At 60.1% G+C, this 18,715-nt stretch carries 20 protein-coding genes; 9 read left to right on the plus strand and 11 right to left on the minus strand.

What is annotated here, in order from left to right; genetic code table 11:
• The first annotated feature begins 120 nt into the window (after positions 1-120).
• Positions 121-1,026, plus strand: a complete 906-nt coding sequence (locus tag ACA071_RS02985) for a cation diffusion facilitator family transporter (RefSeq protein WP_497643061.1) — start codon at positions 121-123, stop codon at positions 1,024-1,026.
• Between the two features lie 112 nt (positions 1,027-1,138).
• Here ACA071_RS02985 and ACA071_RS02990 read toward each other — a convergent pair whose 3' ends face one another.
• The 7 genes from ACA071_RS02990 to ACA071_RS03020 form a co-directional block, all read right to left on the minus strand.
• Complete coding sequence (locus ACA071_RS02990) at positions 1,139-2,272, minus strand: AGE family epimerase/isomerase (RefSeq protein WP_497643062.1); 1,134 nt, start codon at positions 2,270-2,272, stop codon at positions 1,139-1,141.
• A 178-nt stretch (positions 2,273-2,450) separates the two neighbouring features.
• Positions 2,451-3,023 (minus strand): HupE/UreJ family protein, encoded by a 573-nt coding sequence (locus tag ACA071_RS02995; RefSeq protein ID WP_497643063.1) that lies wholly within the window; start codon positions 3,021-3,023, stop codon positions 2,451-2,453.
• A 29-nt stretch (positions 3,024-3,052) separates the two neighbouring features.
• Complete coding sequence (gene ureG, locus ACA071_RS03000) at positions 3,053-3,667, minus strand: urease accessory protein UreG (RefSeq protein ID WP_213940980.1); 615 nt, start codon at positions 3,665-3,667, stop codon at positions 3,053-3,055.
• A gap of 38 nt (positions 3,668-3,705) precedes the next feature.
• A complete protein-coding gene (locus ACA071_RS03005) occupies positions 3,706-4,380 on the minus strand; it encodes an urease accessory protein UreF (protein WP_497643064.1) in 675 nt (224 codons plus the stop codon).
• Positions 4,377-4,877, minus strand: coding sequence for an urease accessory protein UreE (gene ureE, locus ACA071_RS03010; RefSeq protein WP_427633319.1), 501 nt, complete (start codon positions 4,875-4,877; stop codon positions 4,377-4,379). Before ureE ends, ACA071_RS03005 begins: the two co-directional genes overlap by 4 nt.
• Positions 4,878-5,129: 252 nt before the next feature.
• A complete protein-coding gene (locus tag ACA071_RS03015; protein ID WP_497643065.1) occupies positions 5,130-5,762 on the minus strand; it encodes a TetR family transcriptional regulator in 633 nt (210 codons plus the stop codon).
• A gap of 158 nt (positions 5,763-5,920) precedes the next feature.
• Positions 5,921-6,340, minus strand: a complete 420-nt coding sequence (locus ACA071_RS03020) for a hypothetical protein (RefSeq protein WP_497643066.1) — start codon at positions 6,338-6,340, stop codon at positions 5,921-5,923.
• Between the two features lie 387 nt (positions 6,341-6,727).
• On the opposite strand from ACA071_RS03020, the gene ACA071_RS03025 reads away from it, so the two are divergent.
• Positions 6,728-8,803, plus strand: a complete 2,076-nt coding sequence (locus ACA071_RS03025) for an AsmA family protein (protein ID WP_497643067.1) — start codon at positions 6,728-6,730, stop codon at positions 8,801-8,803.
• A gap of 138 nt (positions 8,804-8,941) precedes the next feature.
• On the opposite strand, the gene ACA071_RS03030 is transcribed toward ACA071_RS03025, so the two are convergent.
• Positions 8,942-9,472: a ferritin-like domain-containing protein gene (locus tag ACA071_RS03030; RefSeq protein WP_497643068.1), complete on the minus strand. Its 531-nt coding sequence runs from the start codon at positions 9,470-9,472 to the stop codon at positions 8,942-8,944.
• Positions 9,473-9,563: 91 nt separating this feature from the next.
• Positions 9,564-10,505 carry a LysR substrate-binding domain-containing protein gene (locus tag ACA071_RS03035; protein WP_497643069.1) on the minus strand — a complete coding sequence of 314 codons (942 nt, stop codon included), beginning with the start codon at positions 10,503-10,505 and terminating at the stop codon, positions 9,564-9,566.
• Positions 10,506-10,625: 120 nt separating this feature from the next.
• Here ACA071_RS03035 and ACA071_RS03040 point away from each other — a divergent pair, with 120 nt between their 5' ends.
• The 3 genes from ACA071_RS03040 (at position 10,626) to ACA071_RS03050 (ending at position 12,557) form a co-directional block, all read left to right on the plus strand.
• Positions 10,626-11,264 carry an FMN-dependent NADH-azoreductase gene (locus tag ACA071_RS03040; RefSeq protein WP_497643070.1) on the plus strand — a complete coding sequence of 213 codons (639 nt, stop codon included), beginning with the start codon at positions 10,626-10,628 and terminating at the stop codon, positions 11,262-11,264.
• A complete protein-coding gene (locus ACA071_RS03045) occupies positions 11,265-11,570 on the plus strand; it encodes a DMT family transporter (protein WP_149660613.1) in 306 nt (101 codons plus the stop codon). It begins immediately after the preceding gene.
• 96 nt (positions 11,571-11,666) lie between these two features.
• The gene (locus ACA071_RS03050) at positions 11,667-12,557 is read left to right on the plus strand and encodes an alpha/beta fold hydrolase (RefSeq protein WP_497643071.1); all 891 of its coding nucleotides are present in this window, start codon (positions 11,667-11,669) and stop codon (positions 12,555-12,557) included.
• A gap of 90 nt (positions 12,558-12,647) precedes the next feature.
• Here ACA071_RS03050 and ACA071_RS03055 read toward each other — a convergent pair whose 3' ends face one another.
• Entirely contained in the window at positions 12,648-13,535 is an 888-nt protein-coding gene (locus ACA071_RS03055; RefSeq protein WP_497643072.1) for a DMT family transporter, read from the minus strand.
• 98 nt (positions 13,536-13,633) lie between these two features.
• Here ACA071_RS03055 and ACA071_RS03060 point away from each other — a divergent pair, with 98 nt between their 5' ends.
• From ACA071_RS03060 to ACA071_RS03070, 3 genes are all read left to right on the plus strand, one after another.
• Positions 13,634-14,371 (plus strand): AraC family transcriptional regulator, encoded by a 738-nt coding sequence (locus ACA071_RS03060; protein ID WP_497643073.1) that lies wholly within the window; start codon positions 13,634-13,636, stop codon positions 14,369-14,371.
• Positions 14,372-14,494: 123 nt separating this feature from the next.
• The gene (locus ACA071_RS03065) at positions 14,495-14,800 is read left to right on the plus strand and encodes a PsiF family protein (protein ID WP_427630885.1); all 306 of its coding nucleotides are present in this window, start codon (positions 14,495-14,497) and stop codon (positions 14,798-14,800) included.
• A 237-nt stretch (positions 14,801-15,037) separates the two neighbouring features.
• Positions 15,038-16,051, plus strand: coding sequence for an AI-2E family transporter (locus tag ACA071_RS03070; protein ID WP_497643074.1), 1,014 nt, complete (start codon positions 15,038-15,040; stop codon positions 16,049-16,051).
• Positions 16,052-16,185: 134 nt separating this feature from the next.
• On the opposite strand, the gene ACA071_RS03075 is transcribed toward ACA071_RS03070, so the two are convergent.
• Entirely contained in the window at positions 16,186-17,460 is a 1,275-nt protein-coding gene (locus tag ACA071_RS03075) for an Hsp70 family protein (protein WP_497643075.1), read from the minus strand.
• Between the two features lie 297 nt (positions 17,461-17,757).
• Between ACA071_RS03075 and ACA071_RS03080 the strand changes: the two genes are divergently transcribed.
• Complete coding sequence (locus ACA071_RS03080; protein ID WP_497643076.1) at positions 17,758-18,708, plus strand: DnaJ C-terminal domain-containing protein; 951 nt, start codon at positions 17,758-17,760, stop codon at positions 18,706-18,708.
• Positions 18,709-18,715 lie beyond the last annotated feature (7 nt).

Genomic DNA, 18,715 nt, shown 5'->3' on the forward strand with positions numbered 1-18,715 from the left:
CTGTAGGAGCGAGGCTTGCCCGCGAAGAGGCCAGAACAGCCAAAACAACGCATAAGGTAGACTCCTCCCCCAACAACCCCACCGCACCCCGCGGTTTCCAGGGTTTTCAGAGGAGGCTACGTGAGTAACCGAGGTGAGCAGTCGCTGCTCAAACAATCGACCATCCTGATGTTCGCCGTGGCGATCGCCGGGATCGTTACCGGTTTTGTTTCTGGTGCCCAATCCATCCTGTTCGATGGTTTTTTCTCGTTGATCGCGACCTTCATCAAGGTCCTGATGCTGATCACCGCCAAGTTGATCGCCAAAGAAAGCAATCACCGCTTCCAGTTCGGCTTCTGGCACCTGGAACCCATGGTATTGCTGATCGAAGGCAGCTTCCTGTTCCTGATCGCGATCTACGCCTTTCTCAACGGCGTGTTCGGCATCATCAATGGTGGCCGCGAGATCGAGCTGGGGCTGGTGATCATCTACGCGGCGGTGTTTACCGTCGTCGAGTTCGCCTATTTCTTCTACGTTCGCCATCGCAATCGAAAGCTCAAATCCACGTTGATCCAGTTCGACAACATCAGTTGGCTGGTGGACGCGATGCTCTCGGTGGGCCTGTTGGTGAGTTTTCTCACTGCGCTGTTGCTCAAGTCCCAGGGTTACGGCGAGTGGGCGGTGTATGTCGACCCGCTGATCCTGATTCTGCTGGCCCTGAGCATGCTGCCGCCGGCCTTTAAAATCCTGCGTCCGGCCCTGCGCGATGTATTGGGAATTGCACCCGATCAACTGGACGACAAAGTGCGTCAGGTGATGGACGCGGCCAAGGTCGAGCATGGTTTCGACGACTACATTTCCTACGTGCAGAAGCACGGGCGGGCGCGGTTTATCGAGATTCATGTGGTGTTGCCGGCGGATTATCCGCTGCAAGGCGTAGGGCAGCTGGATGTGTTGCGCGAGGAGATTTCCGCGAAGTTGGGTCAGGCGGATGCGGCGCGATGGTTGACCATCAGTTTTACCGGGGATCGGAAATGGATTGCGTAAATCTGTGATTTTATCTGTGGATGATTAATCGCCAAGATCGCAGCCTTCGGCAACTCCTACGCCGAGCGCATTCCCCTGTAGGAGCTGCCGCAGGCTGCGATCTTTTAAGGCGTCAACCGAGATATTCAACCAACCCACGATAACAAGTCGCCAAGTGATAAGGCGTAGTCGAAGGCATGTCCTTGCGACTGACTTCTCCCTCCTCATCACGACACTCATACCAACCCCCCACATGCAGAAACCGCTGCCGCAACGCCTGCAATTGGCGCAGCACCGCCGTCTCACTGTCCGGTCGCAAAGTCAGTGCCCGCAGGTATTCAGCCTGGGCCCAGATGCGTTGGGTCGAATCCTTGGAACGTCCCTCTGGTTCCAGATCAAGCATCGCCTTTACGGCGCCGGTCTGCTGATCAACGCCCAATTGCTCGGTGAAGGCAAAGGCGCGATCCAGCGAGGCATGCAGCTTCGATCCGCGCAGCAACGGCGAGGATTCGAGCAGGAAATACCATTCGAATTGATGCCCAGGCTCGAACCAGTTATCCACAGCCCCCAGCGGTTTTTCCATCAACACACCGGTCTGTGGGTCGATGAACTGCTTGTGCATGGCTGTGCATAACTTGAGTAGCGCGGCTTGGGCGCCAGCGTCTTCGTGCACGGACAAGGTAGCGAGGAAAGCTTCGGCCAGGTGCATCAGCGGGTTTTGCAGTGGCCCGGTGTCGAGCGATGACCAGTCGCGGTCCAGGCAAGCTTCGTACAGACCGTCGTCCGTGGCGAAGCGCTGGGCCACGACTTCCAGCGCGGCGTTGAGCACCGACTCCACCAGCGGCTCGCGAACCTTGTCCCAGTAATGGGCGCAGGCGAACAGGATGAAGGCATGGGTGTAGAGGTCTTTGCGTTGATCCAGCAGCGCACCTTGCGGGTCGATGCTGTAGAACCAGCCGCCGTGCTCGGCATCGTGGAAATGCTGCTGCAAGGAACGGAACAACGCCGCCGCGCGCTCTTCGGCAGCCGACACCTGGCCGATCAGGCTCGAAAACAGGTACAGCTGACGGGCGCAGGCCATGGCTCGATAGCGTTGCGCGGGCAGCGGTTGATGCTCGGCGTCCAGCGCTTCATACGGCAGCGCCATGTCGGCATTCCAGCCGGGGCCTTGCCAGAGCGGCACGATCACATCCAGAAAGTGCTGTTGCACCGAGGTGAACAGGGCGGTCAATTCAGGCTGGGAGGCAGAGCGGGAAACATGCGGCATTGGCTGGCGTCGTCACGGCAGGGGCGATTGCGCGACATGGTAGCAGAGTGAGCGGGTTGATCGTTCCCATGCTCCGCGTGGGAATGCCTCGACGGACGCTCCGCGTTCGGCTTTGGAGGGGACGCGGAGCGTCCCGGGCTGCATTCCCACGCAGAGCGTGGGAACGATCTCTGGGGGCTTAGCCCGCCAACAACCAGACTCCAGTCGCTGCGGAAGCTGCACCCGCGACGCGAATCAACGGCGCAGCCGCTTGAGGCAGCACTCGCACCACCGCATAACCCACCGCATGCAACGCCGCCGTCGCCGCGACAAAACCTGCGGCATAGGCCCAAGGACTCGACATGTCCGGCAATTCCAGCCCATGCGCCACGCCATGGAACAGCGCAAACAACGCCGTCGCACCGACGGCCACGGCCAACGGCGGACGCACCGCCAGTGCCACGGCCAGGCCCAGCGCCAGAACGGAAGCGGCAATCCCGCTTTCCAGTGCCGGCAGGTTCAGCCCTTCAAAACCCAACAAGCCGCCGATCAGCAGGGTGCCGACAAAGGCGCAGGGCAGCGCCCAGCGCGCCGCGCCTTTTTGCTGCGCGGCCCACAGTCCCACCGCGACCATTGCCAGCAAGTGATCGATGCCGCCAAGCGGGTGGCTGATGCCGGCGATCAAGCCGTTGTCGCCATGGCCCGGGTGGGCGAAGGCAATGGCCGGGGTCAGCAGCAGGGCGATGGCGCCGAGGATGCGTTTGAGTGTCATGGATAAGCTTCCTTGTTGATAAGTCGTGATCAGGCTGCGGTGAGCAGGCCTTGGCGTTCGATGAAAGCGATGATGGCTTCCAGGCCGAGGCCGGTCTTCTGATTGCTGAAGACGAATGGCTTGCCGTTGCGCATGCGTTTGGTGTCGCTGTCCATCAGCTCCAGCGAGGCGCCGACCAGCGGCGCGAGGTCGACCTTGTTGATCACCAGCAGATCGGATTTGCAGATCCCCGGCCCGCCCTTGCGCGGCAGCTTGTCGCCGGCCGAAACGTCGATCACATAGATGGTCAGGTCCGACAGTTCAGGGCTGAAGGTCGCCGAGAGGTTGTCGCCGCCGGACTCGACGATAATCAGGTCCAGCCCCGGAAAGCGCCGGTTCAACTGGTCCACGGCTTCGAGGTTGATCGAGGCGTCTTCGCGGATCGCCGTGTGCGGGCATCCGCCGGTTTCCACGCCGATAATGCGTTCCGGTGCCAAAGCTTCGTTTCGCACCAGAAAATCAGCATCTTCGCGGGTGTAGATGTCGTTGGTCACCACCGCCAGGTTGTAGCGATCGCGCAGGGCCAGGCACAGGGCCAGGGTCAGGGCGGTTTTACCGGAACCGACCGGGCCGCCGATGCCGACGCGCAGAGGTTGTGTGTTCATGCTGCTACTCCAAAATAACAGGCCCAAAATAACAGGCCCTAGGAACGAAACAGACGGCTGTACTGGCGCTCATGGGCCATGCACGCCAGGGACAGGCCGAAAGCGGCGCTGCCATAGTGTTCGGGGTTGATTTGGCTGGCGTTCTGCTGGGCTTCTTGCAGCAAGGGCAGCAATTGACTGGTCAGGCGCTGGGCCGCTTGCTGGCCCATGGGCAAGGTTTTCATCAACACCGCCAATTGGTTTTCCAGCCAGCTCCAGAGCCACGCGGCCAAGGCATCCTGCGGGCTGATTCCCCAAGCGCGAGCGGCCAAGGCCCAACCGAGGGCCAAGTGTGGTTCGGGACGTTGTTCGAGAAAGGCCCGGGCCGGCGCATCGAGTTCGGGCAAACCGTTGAGCAATTGCTGCAACGAATAACCCATCTGCCGGCTTTCCTGATGCAGTTCGCGGGTTTCCCGGCTGGCGCGATGCTCTTCACAGCGTTGCAGCAGCTCGGCCCAGTTTTCTTCAGCGGCGGCCACGCAATGAGCGAGCAGCAACGGCGCTTCGAAACGTGCGAGGTTCAGCAGCAATTGATCGCTGATCCAGCGTCGCGCGCTTTCGGCATCCGTCACCCGGCCGTTATCCACCGCCATTTCCAGGCCTTGGGAATAGCTGTAGCCGCCAATCGGCAATTGCGGACTGGCCAGGCGCAACAGCGCCCAGGCTGGGTTCATAGACGTACGCCGAACTGGTGCAGTTTCGGCGGATAGTTGAAATCTTCGTCGCCGTGTCGCGAGTGATGATGGCCGCCGCCATAGGCGCCGTGTTCCGGCTGGAACGGCGCTTCGATGTTGTCGACCTTGGCATCCAGCTGTTCGAGCATGGCCTTGAGCACGTAATCGTCGAGCAGGCGCAGCCAGCCGTCGCCGACTTGCAGGGCGACGTGGCGGTTGCCCAGGTGATAGGCGGCGCGAGTCAGTTCGAAGGCGTTGGCGCAGGTGACGTGCAACAGTTGTTCAGGACGGGCGCAGACGCGAACGATGCGCCCGTCTTCGGCCTGTAGGCATTCGCCGTCATACAACGGCGGCTGACCGCGCTCCAGAAATAACCCGACGTCTTCCTGTTCGGCACTGAAACAGCGCAAACGGCTTTTGCTCCGGGCTTCGAAGGTCAGGTGCAACTCGGCGGCCCAGACGGGTTGAGGGTCGATTCTGCGATGAATCACCAGCATCGGAAAGCTTCCAGCAAAGGACAATGCTCTGGTTAGAGCAAGGGGCTTGCCAATCGGGCGATACGTAGGAAAACCCCGTCGGAGAGTAGTAGTTGTTGCAGGATGTTGCAGCGTTTTGAGTCATGTTGGTGCGTGAAGGATTTTTCATGCACTGATTTGCGGCGCACAAAAAAAGATCGCAGTCTTCGGCAGCGCCTACGTTGGAATACGATCCCGTAGGAGCTGCCGAAGGCTGCGATCTTTTAAGAAGAGTCACTCGGTACTGCCGAGTCCCTGCCAATGCTTGAGGCCAATAAAGATAAAGCGCAGTTGCTGGGTAATCTTCGCCTGAGGCGTCAAATGCTCCGGCAACGCTGCAACCGGCGGATCGATGATGTCCGGCAACGTGGCGAACACACTTTTAACGATCAGATCCGCCATGACACTCAGCCCTGCAATGTCCAGGTGTTGGAGCTTCGGCATCAGGGACAAATCGGACGCCAGGTCGGAACTGATGTCTTCACGCAAACGGCCAATGGCCTGACGCACCGGCAGCGAACCACCGTACTGCTCGCGAGCCAGAAACAGGAATTGCGAGCGATTGGCGCTGACCACATCGAGAAAGATCCGCACCGAGGCATCGATGATGCCGCCCATGACGAATTCGTTGTGACGTACCAGGCGGATGGTTTCGCGGAAGGTCTGACCGACTTCGCTGACGAGCACCAGGCCCAGTTCGTCCATATCGGCAAAATGCCGGTAGAAACCGGTGGGCACGATCCCGGCGGTTTTCGCCACTTCGCGCAGGCTCAGGCTGCCGAATCCTCGGCCGCATTCCATCAAATGGCGGGCGGCGTCCATCAGGGCGTTGCGGGTCTGTTGTTTCTGTTCGGCGCGGGGCAGCATCGCAAGGGTGTTTTCTGGACAGGACAGCGGCGCACTCTAGCAAATCGGCTTTGCCGGCGTCGAACGGGGATCGGGATTCAAGCGAGGAACAAGCGTGCTGCTATAAAAGTTAAAAGCCCAATCCGGTGATTGGGCTTTTTTTCAGGGCCGCCATGGGCTTAGCTCACAGCGCTGTTGCGTTCGATAACGCGGTCACCACCACCTTCGGCAACGGCTTGACCTTGTGGGGTTCTGTCGTAGCCATCTTCAACCAAGCCTTTTTCTTCGAGGCGGTTGCGGCCGTTTTCAGCGATTTGGCCTTGTGGGGTTTTATCGTAACCGTCTTCGGCTACAGCCTGGCCTTGTGGAGTTCTGTCGTAGCCATCTTCAACCAGGCCTTTTTCTTCGAGGCGGTTGCGACCGTTCTCGGCAAGGGTCTGGCCTTGTGGCGTGCGATCCGAACCATCGGCTGCAACGGTTTGGCTGAATACCGAGTGGCTGTCTTTGACTTGTGGAGTGGCCTGATCAGCGGCTGGCAGAGCAAAAGCGGTGCTGGCTAGCATCGAGAGGGTCAGGCTAAGCAATAATTGGCGTTTCATGATGGGTTGCTCCTTGGGGGGGCGATAAAGTGGGTACGAGGGCAATGCTACTCTCGATAAGTCGATATAAAAGTTCATAAACGCAATGGTAATAATCAACAGAATTGATTGTTCTGCGCGGAGGCTCTAGATCGGGCGTTTCCGGGCGGTGGTTTTGCACCGAGGTGGGTATTTTCGACCCATTCGTGCCGCACAAAAGTGCGGGGCCGGTAACGCCAGTAGCGAGCGCACTGTGTTGTCGGCCGATTATTTGAGCGTTAAGGACACATTCAGTTAAACCTGCGAGCCGTTTTCCAGTCGTAGATTCCATGGCGGGCCGCTTCTGGCCCGCCGTTTCAAACGTGCGTCGCAGTCAGGGCGCTCAGTCGTATTCAGGAGCCCTGTGCAATGACGCGCACTTCAAAAATAATCACTTGGACCTTCGCCAGCCTGGTTGTCCTGCTGGCGGTACTGGTTCTGATCATCGTGTTCTTCGATTGGAACCGGATCAAACCACCCCTTAATGCCAAAGTCTCCGAAGAGCTGCACCGTCCGTTCGCCATTAATGGCAACCTGGCGGTGGTCTGGCAGCGCGAACCCGACGAGGGCGGCTGGCGGGCCTGGGTGCCGTGGCCGCATGTGGTGGCTGAGGACTTGAGCCTGGGCAATCCGGACTGGTCGAAGAAACCGCAGATGGTCACCCTCAAGCGCGTCGAGCTGCGGATTTCGCCGCTGGCCTTGTTGGCGCAGCGCGTGGTCATCCCGCGCATCGACCTCACCGAACCGAACGCCGACCTCCAGCGTCTGGCCGACGGTCGCGCCAACTGGACCTTCAAGTTCGACCCGAAAGACCCGAACGCCGAACCCTCGAACTGGGTGGTGGACATCGGCGCCATCGGCTTCGACAAGGGCCATGTGACCCTCGATGATCAGAGCCTGAAAACCCAGCTCGACCTGTTGATCGACCCGCTGGGCAAACCGATTCCATTCAGCGACATCGTTGGCGACAAAGCGGCGAAAACCGCGGTCGAGAAGGGCGGTGCGCCCCAGGACTATGCCTTCGCTATTAAAGTGAAAGGCCAATACCACGATCAGAAACTCGCCGGCGAAGGCAAGATCGGCGGCCTGCTGGCCTTGCAGGACGCGGCCAAGCCGTTCCCGCTGCAAGCCCAGGTCAAGATCGCCGACACCAGCGTCGAACTCGCCGGCACCCTGACAGACCCGCTGAACCTCGGTGCGTTGGACTTGCGCCTGAAACTGGCTGGTAGCAGCCTGGCCAACCTGTATCCACTGACCGGCGTCACTCTGCCGGACTCGCCGCCCTACGCCACCGACGGTCACTTGATCGCCAAGCTGCATGACGCGGCCGGTGCGCAATTCCGCTACGAAGGCTTCAACGGCAAGATCGGCGACAGTGATATTCACGGCGACCTGGCCTACGTCGCCAGTCAGCCACGGCCGAAACTCAGCGGTGCGCTGGTCTCCAATCAATTGCTGTTTGCCGACCTGGCGCCGTTGATTGGCGCCGACTCCAACGCCAAGCAAAAGGCGCGGGGCGGTGAAAGCAAGCAGCCGACGGACAAGGTGCTGCCGGTCGAGGAATTCAAGACCGAGCGCTGGCGCGATATGGACGCCGATGTCGAATTCACCGGCAAACGCATCGTCCACAGCGAGAAGTTGCCGTTCACCGACCTGTATACCCACCTGGTGCTGACTGACGGCGTGCTCAGCCTCGAACCCCTGCGTTTCGGCGTGGCCGGCGGCAAGCTCGATGCGCAGATTCGCCTCAATGGCCGCACCGAGCCGCTGGAAGGCCAGGCAAAACTCACCGCTCGCGGTTTCAAGCTCAAGCAGTTGTTCCCGACCTTTGAACCGATGAAAACCAGTTTCGGCGAGTTGAACGGCGACGCTGATATCGCCGGTCGCGGCAACTCGGTGGCCAAGCTGCTGGGCAGTGCCAACGGCAAGCTGAAAATGTTGATCAATGACGGCGCCATCAGTCGCGAGTTGATGGAGTTGGCCGGGCTTAATGTCGGCAACTATGTAGTCGGCAAGATCTTTGGCGACAAGGAAGTGAAGATCAATTGCGCGGCGGCTGACTTCGATATCAAGACTGGCCTGGCGACCACTCAGCTGTTTGTGTTCGATACCGAGAACGCGATTATCTATATCGATGGCACGGCGAACATGGCGACTGAGCAACTGGACTTGACCATCACCCCGGAATCCAAGGGCTGGCGCTTGATTTCCCTGCGTTCGCCGCTGTATGTGCAGGGCAAGTTCATCAAGCCAAGTGCGGGCGTGAAAGCGGTGCCGCTGTTGTTGCGCGGGGCGGGGATGGTGGCGCTGGGCGTGATTGCCGCGCCAGCGGCGGGGTTGCTGGCGTTGGTGGCGCCGAGTGGTGGCGAGCCGAACCAGTGTGCGCCGTTGCTTGAGCAGATGAAGGCGGGCAAGGCCCCCGTCACCGTTAAACCCACCAAGTAATGGTTGCGACTGAGATCGTTCCCACGCTCTGCGTGGGAATGCCTCAACGGACGCTCCGCGTTCAGCTCTTGATGGGACGCGGAGCGTCAAGGGCTGCATTCCCACGCAGAGCGTGGGAACGATCAGTCGGAGGAGGGGTTAGAGGTCTTTCAGAATGTCTGCCATATCATCCGCATGCTCTTCTTCCTGGGCCAGGATGTCTTCGAAGATGCGTCGGGTGGTCGGGTCTTTCTCGCCGATGTACTGAATGATCTCGCGGTAGCTGTCGATGGCGATTCGCTCGGCGACCAAGTCTTCGTAGACCATCTCCTTGAGGTCTTTACCGGCCACGTATTGAGCGTGGGAGTTTTTCGACAGCAGGTCGGGGTTGAACTCAGGCTCACCACCCAGTTGCACGATACGTTCGGCCAGGCGGTCAGCGTGTTCGGCTTCCTGGGTCGCGTGTTCAAGGAACTCGTCGGCGGCGACCTGGGCCTTGAGGCCGTTGGCCATGAAATAGTGGCGCTTGTAGCGCAACACGCAGACTAATTCAGTGGCCAGCGATTCGTTGAGCAGGCGCAGCACTACTTCCCGGTCGGCGCTGTAGCTTTCGGTCACGGCGCCGTTCTCGACATTTTTGCGGGCCCGTTCACGCAGGGTGGTTACATCAGACAAATGCATGTCGCTCATCTCGATCTCCTGGAGGCTAATCCGGTTTGCGTCACGCCTCTGGGGACGTGATCGCTACTTAAGATGTGAGTGATGAGCGATGCAGAAAGTTTTATGTAATTGAGCCAGCGGTCAGCATTTGTTGATCTGGATCACGCAAGGCATGCCCTGACAGCCGCGCCTCCTCACGCAACCATTCGAAAAACGCCCGCACCGGCGGATGCCGTTCGCGCCCCGGCACGCACAGTGCGCTGTAACCGGCGCCATCGACCTGAACCTCGCCCTTGTAAGCCACCAGCAACCCACTGGCGACGCTTTCGGACACCAGAATGTTGCTCGCCAGCACCAGCCCTTGCCCGGCAATCGCCGCTTGCAGGGCGTAATGTTCTTCGTCGTATTCACGCACCGCCGGTTTCCCGGCCAACCAGGTTTCACCCGACCGTGCGCACCAAGCCTCCCAGCCGTGGGCGTAAAGCTTCGAATTGTGCCAGCGCACGCTGATCAGCGTTGGCACTCGATTGGTCGCTAGCGCTACCTGCTCCGGCGAGCCATAAACGCCGAAGGATTCATCGAACAGGCACAGCCCATACAGGTTCGGATAGTCATCAAGGCTATAGCGCAGCACCAGATCGACGCTGGCGTCCTGATGCAAATCGATGACTTCGCAATGAGTATCGAGCCGCAGGCTGATGGTCGGATGCCGGGCATAAAAGCGTCCGAGTCGCGGCACCAGCCACAAGGCGGCGAAAGCGGCGGTGGTGGAGAGCGTCAGGCTCGCGCCGCTGCGTTGCGGGCGCAGGGTATCGACGCTTTGCGCCACTTCCAGCAAAGCGCCGTGGAGGCTTTGGAACAAACGTTCACCGCCGTCGGTGAGGCGCACCTGACGCGGCAATCGCTCGAACAGCGCAATGCCAAGCCAGCTCTCCAGCGAACGAATCTGATGGGAAATCGCCGTGGGCGTGACCGAGAGTTCTTCGGCGGCGGCCTTGAAACTCAGCAGGCGTGAGGCGGATTCGAAGGCGCGCAGGGCGGTTAGCGGCAGCGAGGCAAACATGGAAACTCCATGGATGAAATGGATTCATCCTGACTGACTTTTGCTCATTTGAGAGGAGCAGCTATGAGTCGCAAGCTACAAGCCACAAGTGGTTTGAGTGTAGTCCTTCAGGAGATTCAGATGAGCACAGTTCTTGCGATTCACGCCAGCCCCCGTGGCGAACGTTCCCACTCCCGGCGCTTGGCTGAGGTGTTTTTGTCGGCCTGGCAGGCTCGTCATCCACTGTCGCGGCTGACCCGCCGAGAAGTCGGTCGGGCATTGATTCCGCCGGTCAACGAAGCCTTTGTCGCAGCGGCGTTTTACCCCGAGCCCGATGCCCGGCCGTTGTCGATGCAGGCCGATCTGGCGTTCAGCGATGAACTGGTGGGCGAATTGCTCGGTCATGATTTGCTGGTGATTTCCACACCAATGCACAACTTCAGTGTGCCCAGTGGCCTTAAGGCCTGGATCGATCAGATTGTGCGGCTCGGATTGACCTTCAATCACACCCTGGACAATGGCCTGGCGCAGTACGAGCCGCTTGTGCGGGGCAAAAAAGCCCTGATCGTCACCAGCCGCGGCGGTTTTGGCTTCGGCCCGGGCGGTGAACTGGAAGCCATGAACCACGCCGATCCGTTGTTGCGCACTGCGTTGGGGTTTATCGGCATCACCGACATCACGGTGGTCGCCGCCGAGGGTGAAGAGTCCGCCGAGCGCACCTTCCAGATCTCCGTCGCCGAGGCCGAACAGCGTCTGTTGGCGCTGGCCAGGGAGTTCTAGATGGCCTGGGTGTTTTTACTGATCGCGGCTGGTTTCGAAGTGACCTTCGCCATGGGCATGAAGTACGCCGAAGGCTTCACCCGGCTCTGGCCGTCGCTGATTACGGTGGCGGCGGCGGTCGGCGGGATTTATTTCCTGACCCTGGCCATGCGCGAGTTGCCGGTGAGCATCGCCTACCCGATCTGGACCGCCATCGGTTCGCTGGGCACGGTGTTTCTCGGGTTCGCGTTGTTGGGCGAGAGCCTGACGGCGCTCAAACTGGTCTCGGTCGGGTTGATCGTGGCGGGGGTGGTGGGCTTGAAGTAACGCGGATGTCATAGACTGGTCATGTTCGCTGGCGATGCTTGGCTGATGTCTTGCATCCCGCCTTGCGTCACTCACCGATCACAAGGATGTCCGCCCATGTCGCAAGGTTCCGCCACGCGTTACCCGCTGGTGCTGGTCCCCGGAATGCTCGGGTTTATCCGTTTGCTGCTGTATCCGTACTGGTACGGGATCGTCTCGGTATTGCGCCGCGGTGGTGCGGTGGTGTTTGCGGTGAAGGTGTCGCCGCTTAACTCCACCGAAGTGCGCGGCGAGCAGTTGCTGGCGCGGATCGAGGAGATTCTGCGCGAAACCGGGGCCGAGAAGGTCAACCTGATCGGCCACAGCCAGGGCTCGCTGACCGCGCGTTATGCCGCCGCCAAACGCCCGGATCGGGTGGCCTCGGTCACGTCGGTGGCCGGGCCGAATCACGGTTCGGAATTGGCGGATTACCTGCACAAACACTATCCATCGGACAGCGCCAAGGGACGTCTGCTCGCCGTTTTGCTGCGCATGGTCGGCGGGTTGATGAGTCTGCTGGAGACCGGTTATCGCGGGCCGAAACTGCCGGTGGATATTCACGCCTCCCACGAATCCCTGACCACTGCAGGCGTGGCGCTGTTCAATCAGCGTTATCCGCAGGGCTTGCCTGAAACCTGGGGCGGGCACGGGCCGGAGGAGGTCAACGGCGTGCGTTATTACTCCTGGTCCGGGACCTTGCAGCCGGGCAAGACCGATCGCGGCGGCAATCTGTTCGACGGGACCAACCGTTTTTGCCGGTTATTCGCCAGCACTTTCGTGCGCGAAGCCGGGCATTGCGACGGGATGGTCGGGCGTTACAGCTCGCACCTGGGGACGGTGATCGGCGATGAATACCCGATGGACCACTTCGACATCGTCAATCAGTCGCTGGGGCTGGTGGGGAAGGGCGCGGAGCCGTTGCGGTTGTTTGTCGAGCATGCGGCGCGGTTGAAAGCGGCGGGTTTGTAAGATCAAGATCAAAAGATCGCAGCCTTCGGCAGCGCCTACATGGGGTGGCGTACACCTGTAGGCGCTGCCGAAGGCTGCGATCTTTTTCTATCAGGCGACGCGAATCTTACGGCCCAAAACGGTGGTCCAGCGCTCCGAAAGAATCACCCCACCCAAGGTCAACATCCCGCCGACCAAGTGATACATCGCCAACTGTTCGTGCAACACCACCGCTGCAATCAGCGCCGTAATCAACGGCAGCAGATTGAAAAACTGCGTGGTCCGGCTCGGCCCCAGGCGCACCACGGCTTGCATCCACGCCAAGGGCGCAATCATCGAGGCCAGCAGGCAGGCGTAGAGCACCAGCGGGATGTTCTGCAGGGTCGGGCCGATTTTCGGCGAGGCGACGAACAGCGGAAACAGCACCACCACCGCCACCAGCACCTGCAAATACAGCAACACCAGCGGCGGCAGGCGCAGCTGCCATTTTTTCAGCAGCGTGCTGTAGATCGCGTAGGCCAGGGTCGCGATCAGCATCATCGCATCGCCCAGGTTCACCCCGTGCTCCAGCAACGTGCTCAGGCTGCCGGACGACACCACCACCAAAACACCGGCAAAGGACAGCACCGCACCCGCCAGCGCACCGGCGGTCAGGCGTTGGCCGAGGCTGATAATTGCCATCGTCAGGGACATCAGCGGCATCAACGACAGGATGATGCCCATGTTGGTGGCGGTGGTCAGGCTTGCGGCGAAGTAGGCCAGGCTCTGATAAACCGCCATGCCAAGCACGCCGAGGATGAAGATCTTGCCCAGGTTCGGGCGGATCTTCGGCCAGTGGGCGATCACCGGTTTGAGCATGAACGGCGTGAACAAAATCCCGGCCAGCAGCCAGCGATAGAACCCGATCTCGGCGGGGAAGATCGCGCCGGCCGACATCTTGGTGATCACGGTATTGCCGGCCCAAATGAAAATGGCCAGCAGGGGAAACGCATATTGCATGGGAGAGAAACCAGAACATTGATGAGGGGCAATTATCCGCTTGTCTGGATGCAAGCCTATACTCCGATCCAGACAATCGGCCCTTGATGACGGACAGCATGAGCAGTAAACACATCGATCTGCTGGATTTCAGCGAACTGCCGGCCCCGGTGTACTTCCGCTACGCCGATTTCGACACCCACGAATACGCTTCGGCCCACCGCCACCCGTGGGGCACGCTGGAATATTCGGCCAATGGGGTGCTGCACATGGAAATCGGCAGCAGCCGCTTCATGTCACCGCCGCAGTACGCCGTGTGGGTGCCGCCGCAGACCGAGCACAGTTTCTACAGCAACCAGCCGATCAACTACCGCGCGGTGTGTCTGGCGCCGTCGCTGTGCCGTGATCTGCCGCAACAGGCGTGCACTTTGGCTATCAGCGACATCCTCAAGGCGATCCTCAAGGACTTTGCCACCCGCGACGTGAAGATTCCCGAGCAGGAAACCGACGTGCGCCTGGCCCAGGTTTTGGTGGATCAATTGCAACAGGCGCCCGAGCACGCCTGTTATTTGCCCTACGCCAGCAGTCCGGGGCTGCTCGGGATACTCGAAGCCTTGCAGGCTGAGCCTGGGGATAACCGGCCGTTAGCTGAATGGGCGGCGCAGATTCACGTCAGCGAACGCACCCTGGCCCGGCAGTTCGTTCGCGAATTGGGCATGAGTTTCGGCGAATGGCGCCTGCGCCTGCGGTTTTTGGCGGCAATTGAGGCGCTGGACAGTCAGCGCAGCATTCAGGACATCGCCTTCGACATGGGCTACAGCACCGGTTCGGCATTTATCGCCATGTTTCAGCGTTAGGCCGGTTGCACGCCGGAGCAATATCGTCGCAGCCATCTCGAGAGCAGGTGAAGGTGTTACAGGGTTTGTCTACACTTCAGGGCGAGGCCGCATCCATCGGTGCGGCAACAAGGAGAAAACTCCATGAAGATGTTGCGTGTCCCTTTGTTGATGATCGGTTTGCTGCTCTGCTCCCAGGGCTTCGCCGCCACGGCCCAACAGAACAAAATGACCACCTGCAATGCCGATGCTACGGCGAAAAGCCTCAAGGGCGATGAGCGCAAGACCTTCATGAGCACCTGCCTCAAAGCCGCCCCGGCCGCCAATGACGCGAAAGTGCTGACCCCGCAGCAGGAAAAAATGAAAACCTGCAACGCCACTGCTGCCACCCAGGCGCTCAAGGGCGATGCACGCAAAACCTTCATGAGCGATTGCCTGAAGAAAAAATAAGCTTTCGGACCGAGAAATGTGGGGGCTGTGATTGCCCCATCGCGAGCAAGCTCGCTCCCACATTTGTCTTGCGAACATCGATCCATTGTGGGAACGAGCTTGCTCGCGATGGGGCCCTTAAGCTCACAGAAAAAAGCCGTCAGTCCCCCGACCAAGGTCGACCTACACAATCCCTAGTGCTGACCCCGGATCGCTGGCAGACTGCCCATCCTTTTACGCCGTTCGTTTTGAGGCTGTATGCCAACGTTTTCTCAACGTCACGTCTTACTGTTCATCAGCTGGGTCATCATCTTCGGCGGGCTGCTGCTGGTGATCCCACTGCGCCTGCTGCCCAGCCTGCTGGCCGGGTTGTTGGTGTTCGAACTGGTCAACATGCTCACGCCGCAATTGCAGCGGCTGATCGAAGGTCGCCGCGCCCGCTGGCTGGCGGTCGCGTTGCTGGGCACTTTGGTCGTCAGTGTGCTGGCGTTGATCTTTGCCGGTGCGATCAGTTTTCTATTGCACGAAGCGGAAAACCCCGGGGCTTCCCTCGACAAATTCATGCACGTGGTCGATCGCGCCCGCGGGCAACTGCCGCCGTTCATCGATGTTTACCTGCCGGCCAGCGCTGCGGAATTCCGCGTGGCCATCGGCGAATGGATGAGCAAGCACCTCAGCGACTTGCAACTGGTGGGCAAGGACGCGGCACACATGTTCGTGACGCTGCTGATCGGCATGGTGCTGGGCGCGATCATCGCCTTGCAGCGTGTGCCGGACGTGACCAAACGCAAGCCTCTGGCCGCCGCGCTGTTCGATCGTTTGCACCTGCTGGTGCAGGCGTTTCGCAACATCGTGTTCGCGCAGATCAAGATTTCCCTGCTCAACACCTTCTTCACCGGGATTTTCCTGGCGGTGATCCTGCCGATGTTCGGCATCAAGCTGCCGCTGACCAAAACCCTGATCGTCCTGACCTTCCTGCTCGGCCTGCTGCCGGTGATCGGCAATCTGATGTCGAACACCCTGATCACCATCGTCGGCTTGTCGCTGTCGATCTGGGTCGCAGTGGCGGCGTTGGGTTATCTGATCTTTATCCACAAGCTCGAATACTTCCTCAACGCGCGCATCGTCGGCGGGCAGATCAGTGCCAAGTCGTGGGAGTTGCTGCTGGCAATGCTGGTGTTCGAGGCTGCGTTCGGCCTGCCGGGGGTGGTGGCGGGGCCGATTTATTACGCGTATTTGAAAAGCGAGTTGAAGCAGGTGGGGATGGTTTGATTCGCTGTTGATGCTCGTTCCCACGCTCTGCGTGGGAATGCCTCAAGGGACGGTCCGCGTTCCAGCTCTCGAATGGGACGCGGAGCGTCCCGGGCTGTATTCCCACGCGGAGCGTGGGAACGATCAGTGGGCTGTCAGTCCATCGCGCCGTAGCGCTTCATGGCTTCAATCGCCAACCCGCTGCCGATACTGCCAAAGATGTTCCCTTCTACATGCCGCGCGTTCGGCAGCATCGCCGAGACGCTGTTGCGCAGCGCCGGAATCCCGCTCGAACCACCGGTGAAAAACACCGTATCGACCTGATCAACCCGCACGTTGGCATCGTTCAACAGTTGCGTAACGCTGTTGCGCACGCGCTCCAGCAGGTTGTCGATGGCCGACTCGAACAGCGCCCGGGTCAGTTCGACGCTCAGGCCCGGTTCGATGCGGTCCAGCGGCACGTGACGGGTGTCGGCGTGGGTCAGCTGGATCTTGGTTTCTTCCACTTCCATGGCCAGCCAGTGGCCGGCGCGCTGGTCGATCAGCTTGAACAGGCGATCAATACCGCCGGTGTCTTCGATGTCGTAGCGCATGCTGCCCAGGGCCAGAGTCGACTTCTGCGAGTACACCGAGTTGATGGTGTGCCAGGTCGCCAGGTTCATGTGGTGACTGGTGGGCATGTAGGCGCCGCTCTTCATGCGGCTGCCGTAGCCGAACAGCGGCATCAGGCCTTGCAGGCTCAACTGCTTGTCGAAGTCGGTCCCGCCGATGTGCACGCCGCCGGTGGCGAGGATGTCATCGTGACGGTTGTCGTGCATGCGGCGCTCAGGCGACAGGCGCACCAGCGAGAAGTCGGACGTACCACCGCCGATGTCGACGATCAGTACCAGCTCTTCTTTTTCGATGGTCGACTCGTAGTCGAATGCCGCCGCAATCGGTTCGTACTGGAACGACACGTCCTTGAAGCCAATGGCCCGGGCCACGTCCACCAAGGTGTTTTCCGCTTCCTGGTCGGCCAGTTCATCGTCGTCGACGAAGAACACCGGACGACCCAGCACCACTTCATCAAACTCCCGACCGGCAGCCGCTTCAGCGCGTTTCTTCAACTGGCCGATGAACAAGCCGAGCAGGTCCTTGAACGGCATCGCCGTGCCCAGAACGCTGGTGTCGTGCTTGATCAGCTTGGAACCCAGCAGGCTCTTGAGCGAGCGCATCAGCCGGCCTTCGTAGCCTTCCAGGTACTCGTGCAGCGCCAGCCGGCCGTACACCGGGCGGCGTTCTTCGATGTTGAAGAAGACCACCGAGGGCAGGGTGATCTTGTCGTCCTCCAGCGCGATCAGCGTTTCCATGCCGGGGCGTAGCCAGCCGACGGTGGAGTTGGACGTGCCGAAGTCGATACCACAGGCACGGGCTGGGGATGCGTTTTTCATGTCTTTCGAGTTCCGGTTAAAAAACGGCCGCGCAGTGTATGCCAGTGCGGCGAAGATTCGAAGGCCGACTATCCGCTAAATCACCGCTAATAGCGCCTTGATAAGCTGGCCCGATGCCCCAAACTTGTCTGCATTGGCCCTGGCAGCCACAGGACGGTCGCAAGAACCGCCCGCCGCTGCCGATAAACTTCTGATGCGCTAGCCGGTCACAAACTTGAGATCGGTCAACCTGGCGGCTGTTAATACGCGCATGCTGCCGGTGACGGCGCGATTTTGATAACGGATGGTGATCCTTAGATGGACTTCAAAGACTATTACAAGATTCTCGGTGTGGAACCGACCGCGGACGATAAGACGATTAAAGCCGCCTATCGCAAGCTGGCCCGCAAATACCACCCCGACGTCAGCAAGGAAAAGGACGCCGAGGCCAAGTTCAAGGACGCTTCGGAAGCCTATGAAGCGCTGAAAAGTGCCGACAAGCGCGCCGAATACGACGACTTGCGCAAATACGGCCAGCACGGCCAGCCGTTCCAGGGCCCGCCAGGCTGGCAGGGTCGTGGTGGCGGCGGTGGTTTCGGTGGTGGTCAGGACACGGGCGATTTCTCGGACTTCTTCAGTTCGATCTTCGGCAACCGTGGCCCTGGTTTTGGTGGTGGAGAGTCGCGTCGCAGTGCCGGACGTCGAGGGCAAGACGTGGAAATGGAACTTGGGATTTTTCTGGAAGAAACCCTCTCGAACGAATCGAAGAAGGTCACCTTCCAGGTGCCGCAGTACAACGCGGCCGGCCAGCATGTCAGTAACACCCCTAAAAGCCTGAACGTGAAGATCCCGGCCGGTGTGGCCGATGGCGAGCGTATTCGCCTCAAGGGCCAGGGCGCTCCGGGCACCGGTGGCGGCGCCAATGGCGACCTGTTCCTGATCATCCGTTTTGCCCCGCACCCAAAATTCGATGTGGAAGGCGAGAACCTGATCATCACCTTGCCGCTGGCTCCGTGGGAGTTGGCGTTGGGCACTGAAGTGGCCGTGCCGACCCTGACCGGCAAGATCAACCTCAAGGTCCCGGCCGGCAGCCAGAACGGCCAGCGCATGCGCGCCAAGGGCCACGGTTTGCTGAACAAGAAGGGCGAACGCGGCTTCCTGTTCGTGCAGCTCAAGGCGGTCATGCCCAAGGTTTCGGACGATGAAACCAAGGCGTTGTGGCAGGAGCTGGCGAAGAAAGCCGCTTTCGACCCGCGGGAAAATTTTTGATCCGCTA

It is taken from the genome of Pseudomonas sp. LBUM1646, assembly GCF_059716165.1.

What these genes read in the sequence shown, in the direction of transcription:
- ACA071_RS03040 (WP_497643070.1), top strand. Translation starts at nt 10,626, where the DNA reads ATGAGCACAGTTCTTGCGATTCACGCCAGCCCCCGTGGCGAACGTTCC.
- ureG (WP_213940980.1), bottom strand. Translation starts at nt 3,667, where the DNA reads ATGAACACACAACCTCTGCGCGTCGGCATCGGCGGCCCGGTCGGTTCC.
- ACA071_RS02990 (WP_497643062.1), bottom strand. Translation starts at nt 2,272, where the DNA reads ATGCCGCATGTTTCCCGCTCTGCCTCCCAGCCTGAATTGACCGCCCTG.
- ACA071_RS03020 (WP_497643066.1), bottom strand. Translation starts at nt 6,340, where the DNA reads ATGAAACGCCAATTATTGCTTAGCCTGACCCTCTCGATGCTAGCCAGC.
- ACA071_RS03030 (WP_497643068.1), bottom strand. Translation starts at nt 9,472, where the DNA reads ATGAGCGACATGCATTTGTCTGATGTAACCACCCTGCGTGAACGGGCC.
- ACA071_RS03075 (WP_497643075.1), bottom strand. Translation starts at nt 17,460, where the DNA reads ATGAAAAACGCATCCCCAGCCCGTGCCTGTGGTATCGACTTCGGCACG.
- ACA071_RS03065 (WP_427630885.1), top strand. Translation starts at nt 14,495, where the DNA reads ATGAAGATGTTGCGTGTCCCTTTGTTGATGATCGGTTTGCTGCTCTGC.
- ACA071_RS02995 (WP_497643063.1), bottom strand. Translation starts at nt 3,023, where the DNA reads ATGACACTCAAACGCATCCTCGGCGCCATCGCCCTGCTGCTGACCCCG.
- ACA071_RS03050 (WP_497643071.1), top strand. Translation starts at nt 11,667, where the DNA reads ATGTCGCAAGGTTCCGCCACGCGTTACCCGCTGGTGCTGGTCCCCGGA.
- ACA071_RS03025 (WP_497643067.1), top strand. Translation starts at nt 6,728, where the DNA reads ATGACGCGCACTTCAAAAATAATCACTTGGACCTTCGCCAGCCTGGTT.
- ACA071_RS03045 (WP_149660613.1), top strand. Translation starts at nt 11,265, where the DNA reads ATGGCCTGGGTGTTTTTACTGATCGCGGCTGGTTTCGAAGTGACCTTC.
- ACA071_RS03015 (WP_497643065.1), bottom strand. Translation starts at nt 5,762, where the DNA reads ATGCTGCCCCGCGCCGAACAGAAACAACAGACCCGCAACGCCCTGATG.
- ACA071_RS03060 (WP_497643073.1), top strand. Translation starts at nt 13,634, where the DNA reads ATGAGCAGTAAACACATCGATCTGCTGGATTTCAGCGAACTGCCGGCC.
- ACA071_RS03035 (WP_497643069.1), bottom strand. Translation starts at nt 10,505, where the DNA reads ATGTTTGCCTCGCTGCCGCTAACCGCCCTGCGCGCCTTCGAATCCGCC.
- ACA071_RS03070 (WP_497643074.1), top strand. Translation starts at nt 15,038, where the DNA reads ATGCCAACGTTTTCTCAACGTCACGTCTTACTGTTCATCAGCTGGGTC.
- ureE (WP_427633319.1), bottom strand. Translation starts at nt 4,877, where the DNA reads ATGCTGGTGATTCATCGCAGAATCGACCCTCAACCCGTCTGGGCCGCC.
- ACA071_RS03055 (WP_497643072.1), bottom strand. Translation starts at nt 13,535, where the DNA reads ATGCAATATGCGTTTCCCCTGCTGGCCATTTTCATTTGGGCCGGCAAT.
- ACA071_RS03005 (WP_497643064.1), bottom strand. Translation starts at nt 4,380, where the DNA reads ATGAACCCAGCCTGGGCGCTGTTGCGCCTGGCCAGTCCGCAATTGCCG.
- ACA071_RS03080 (WP_497643076.1), top strand. Translation starts at nt 17,758, where the DNA reads ATGGACTTCAAAGACTATTACAAGATTCTCGGTGTGGAACCGACCGCG.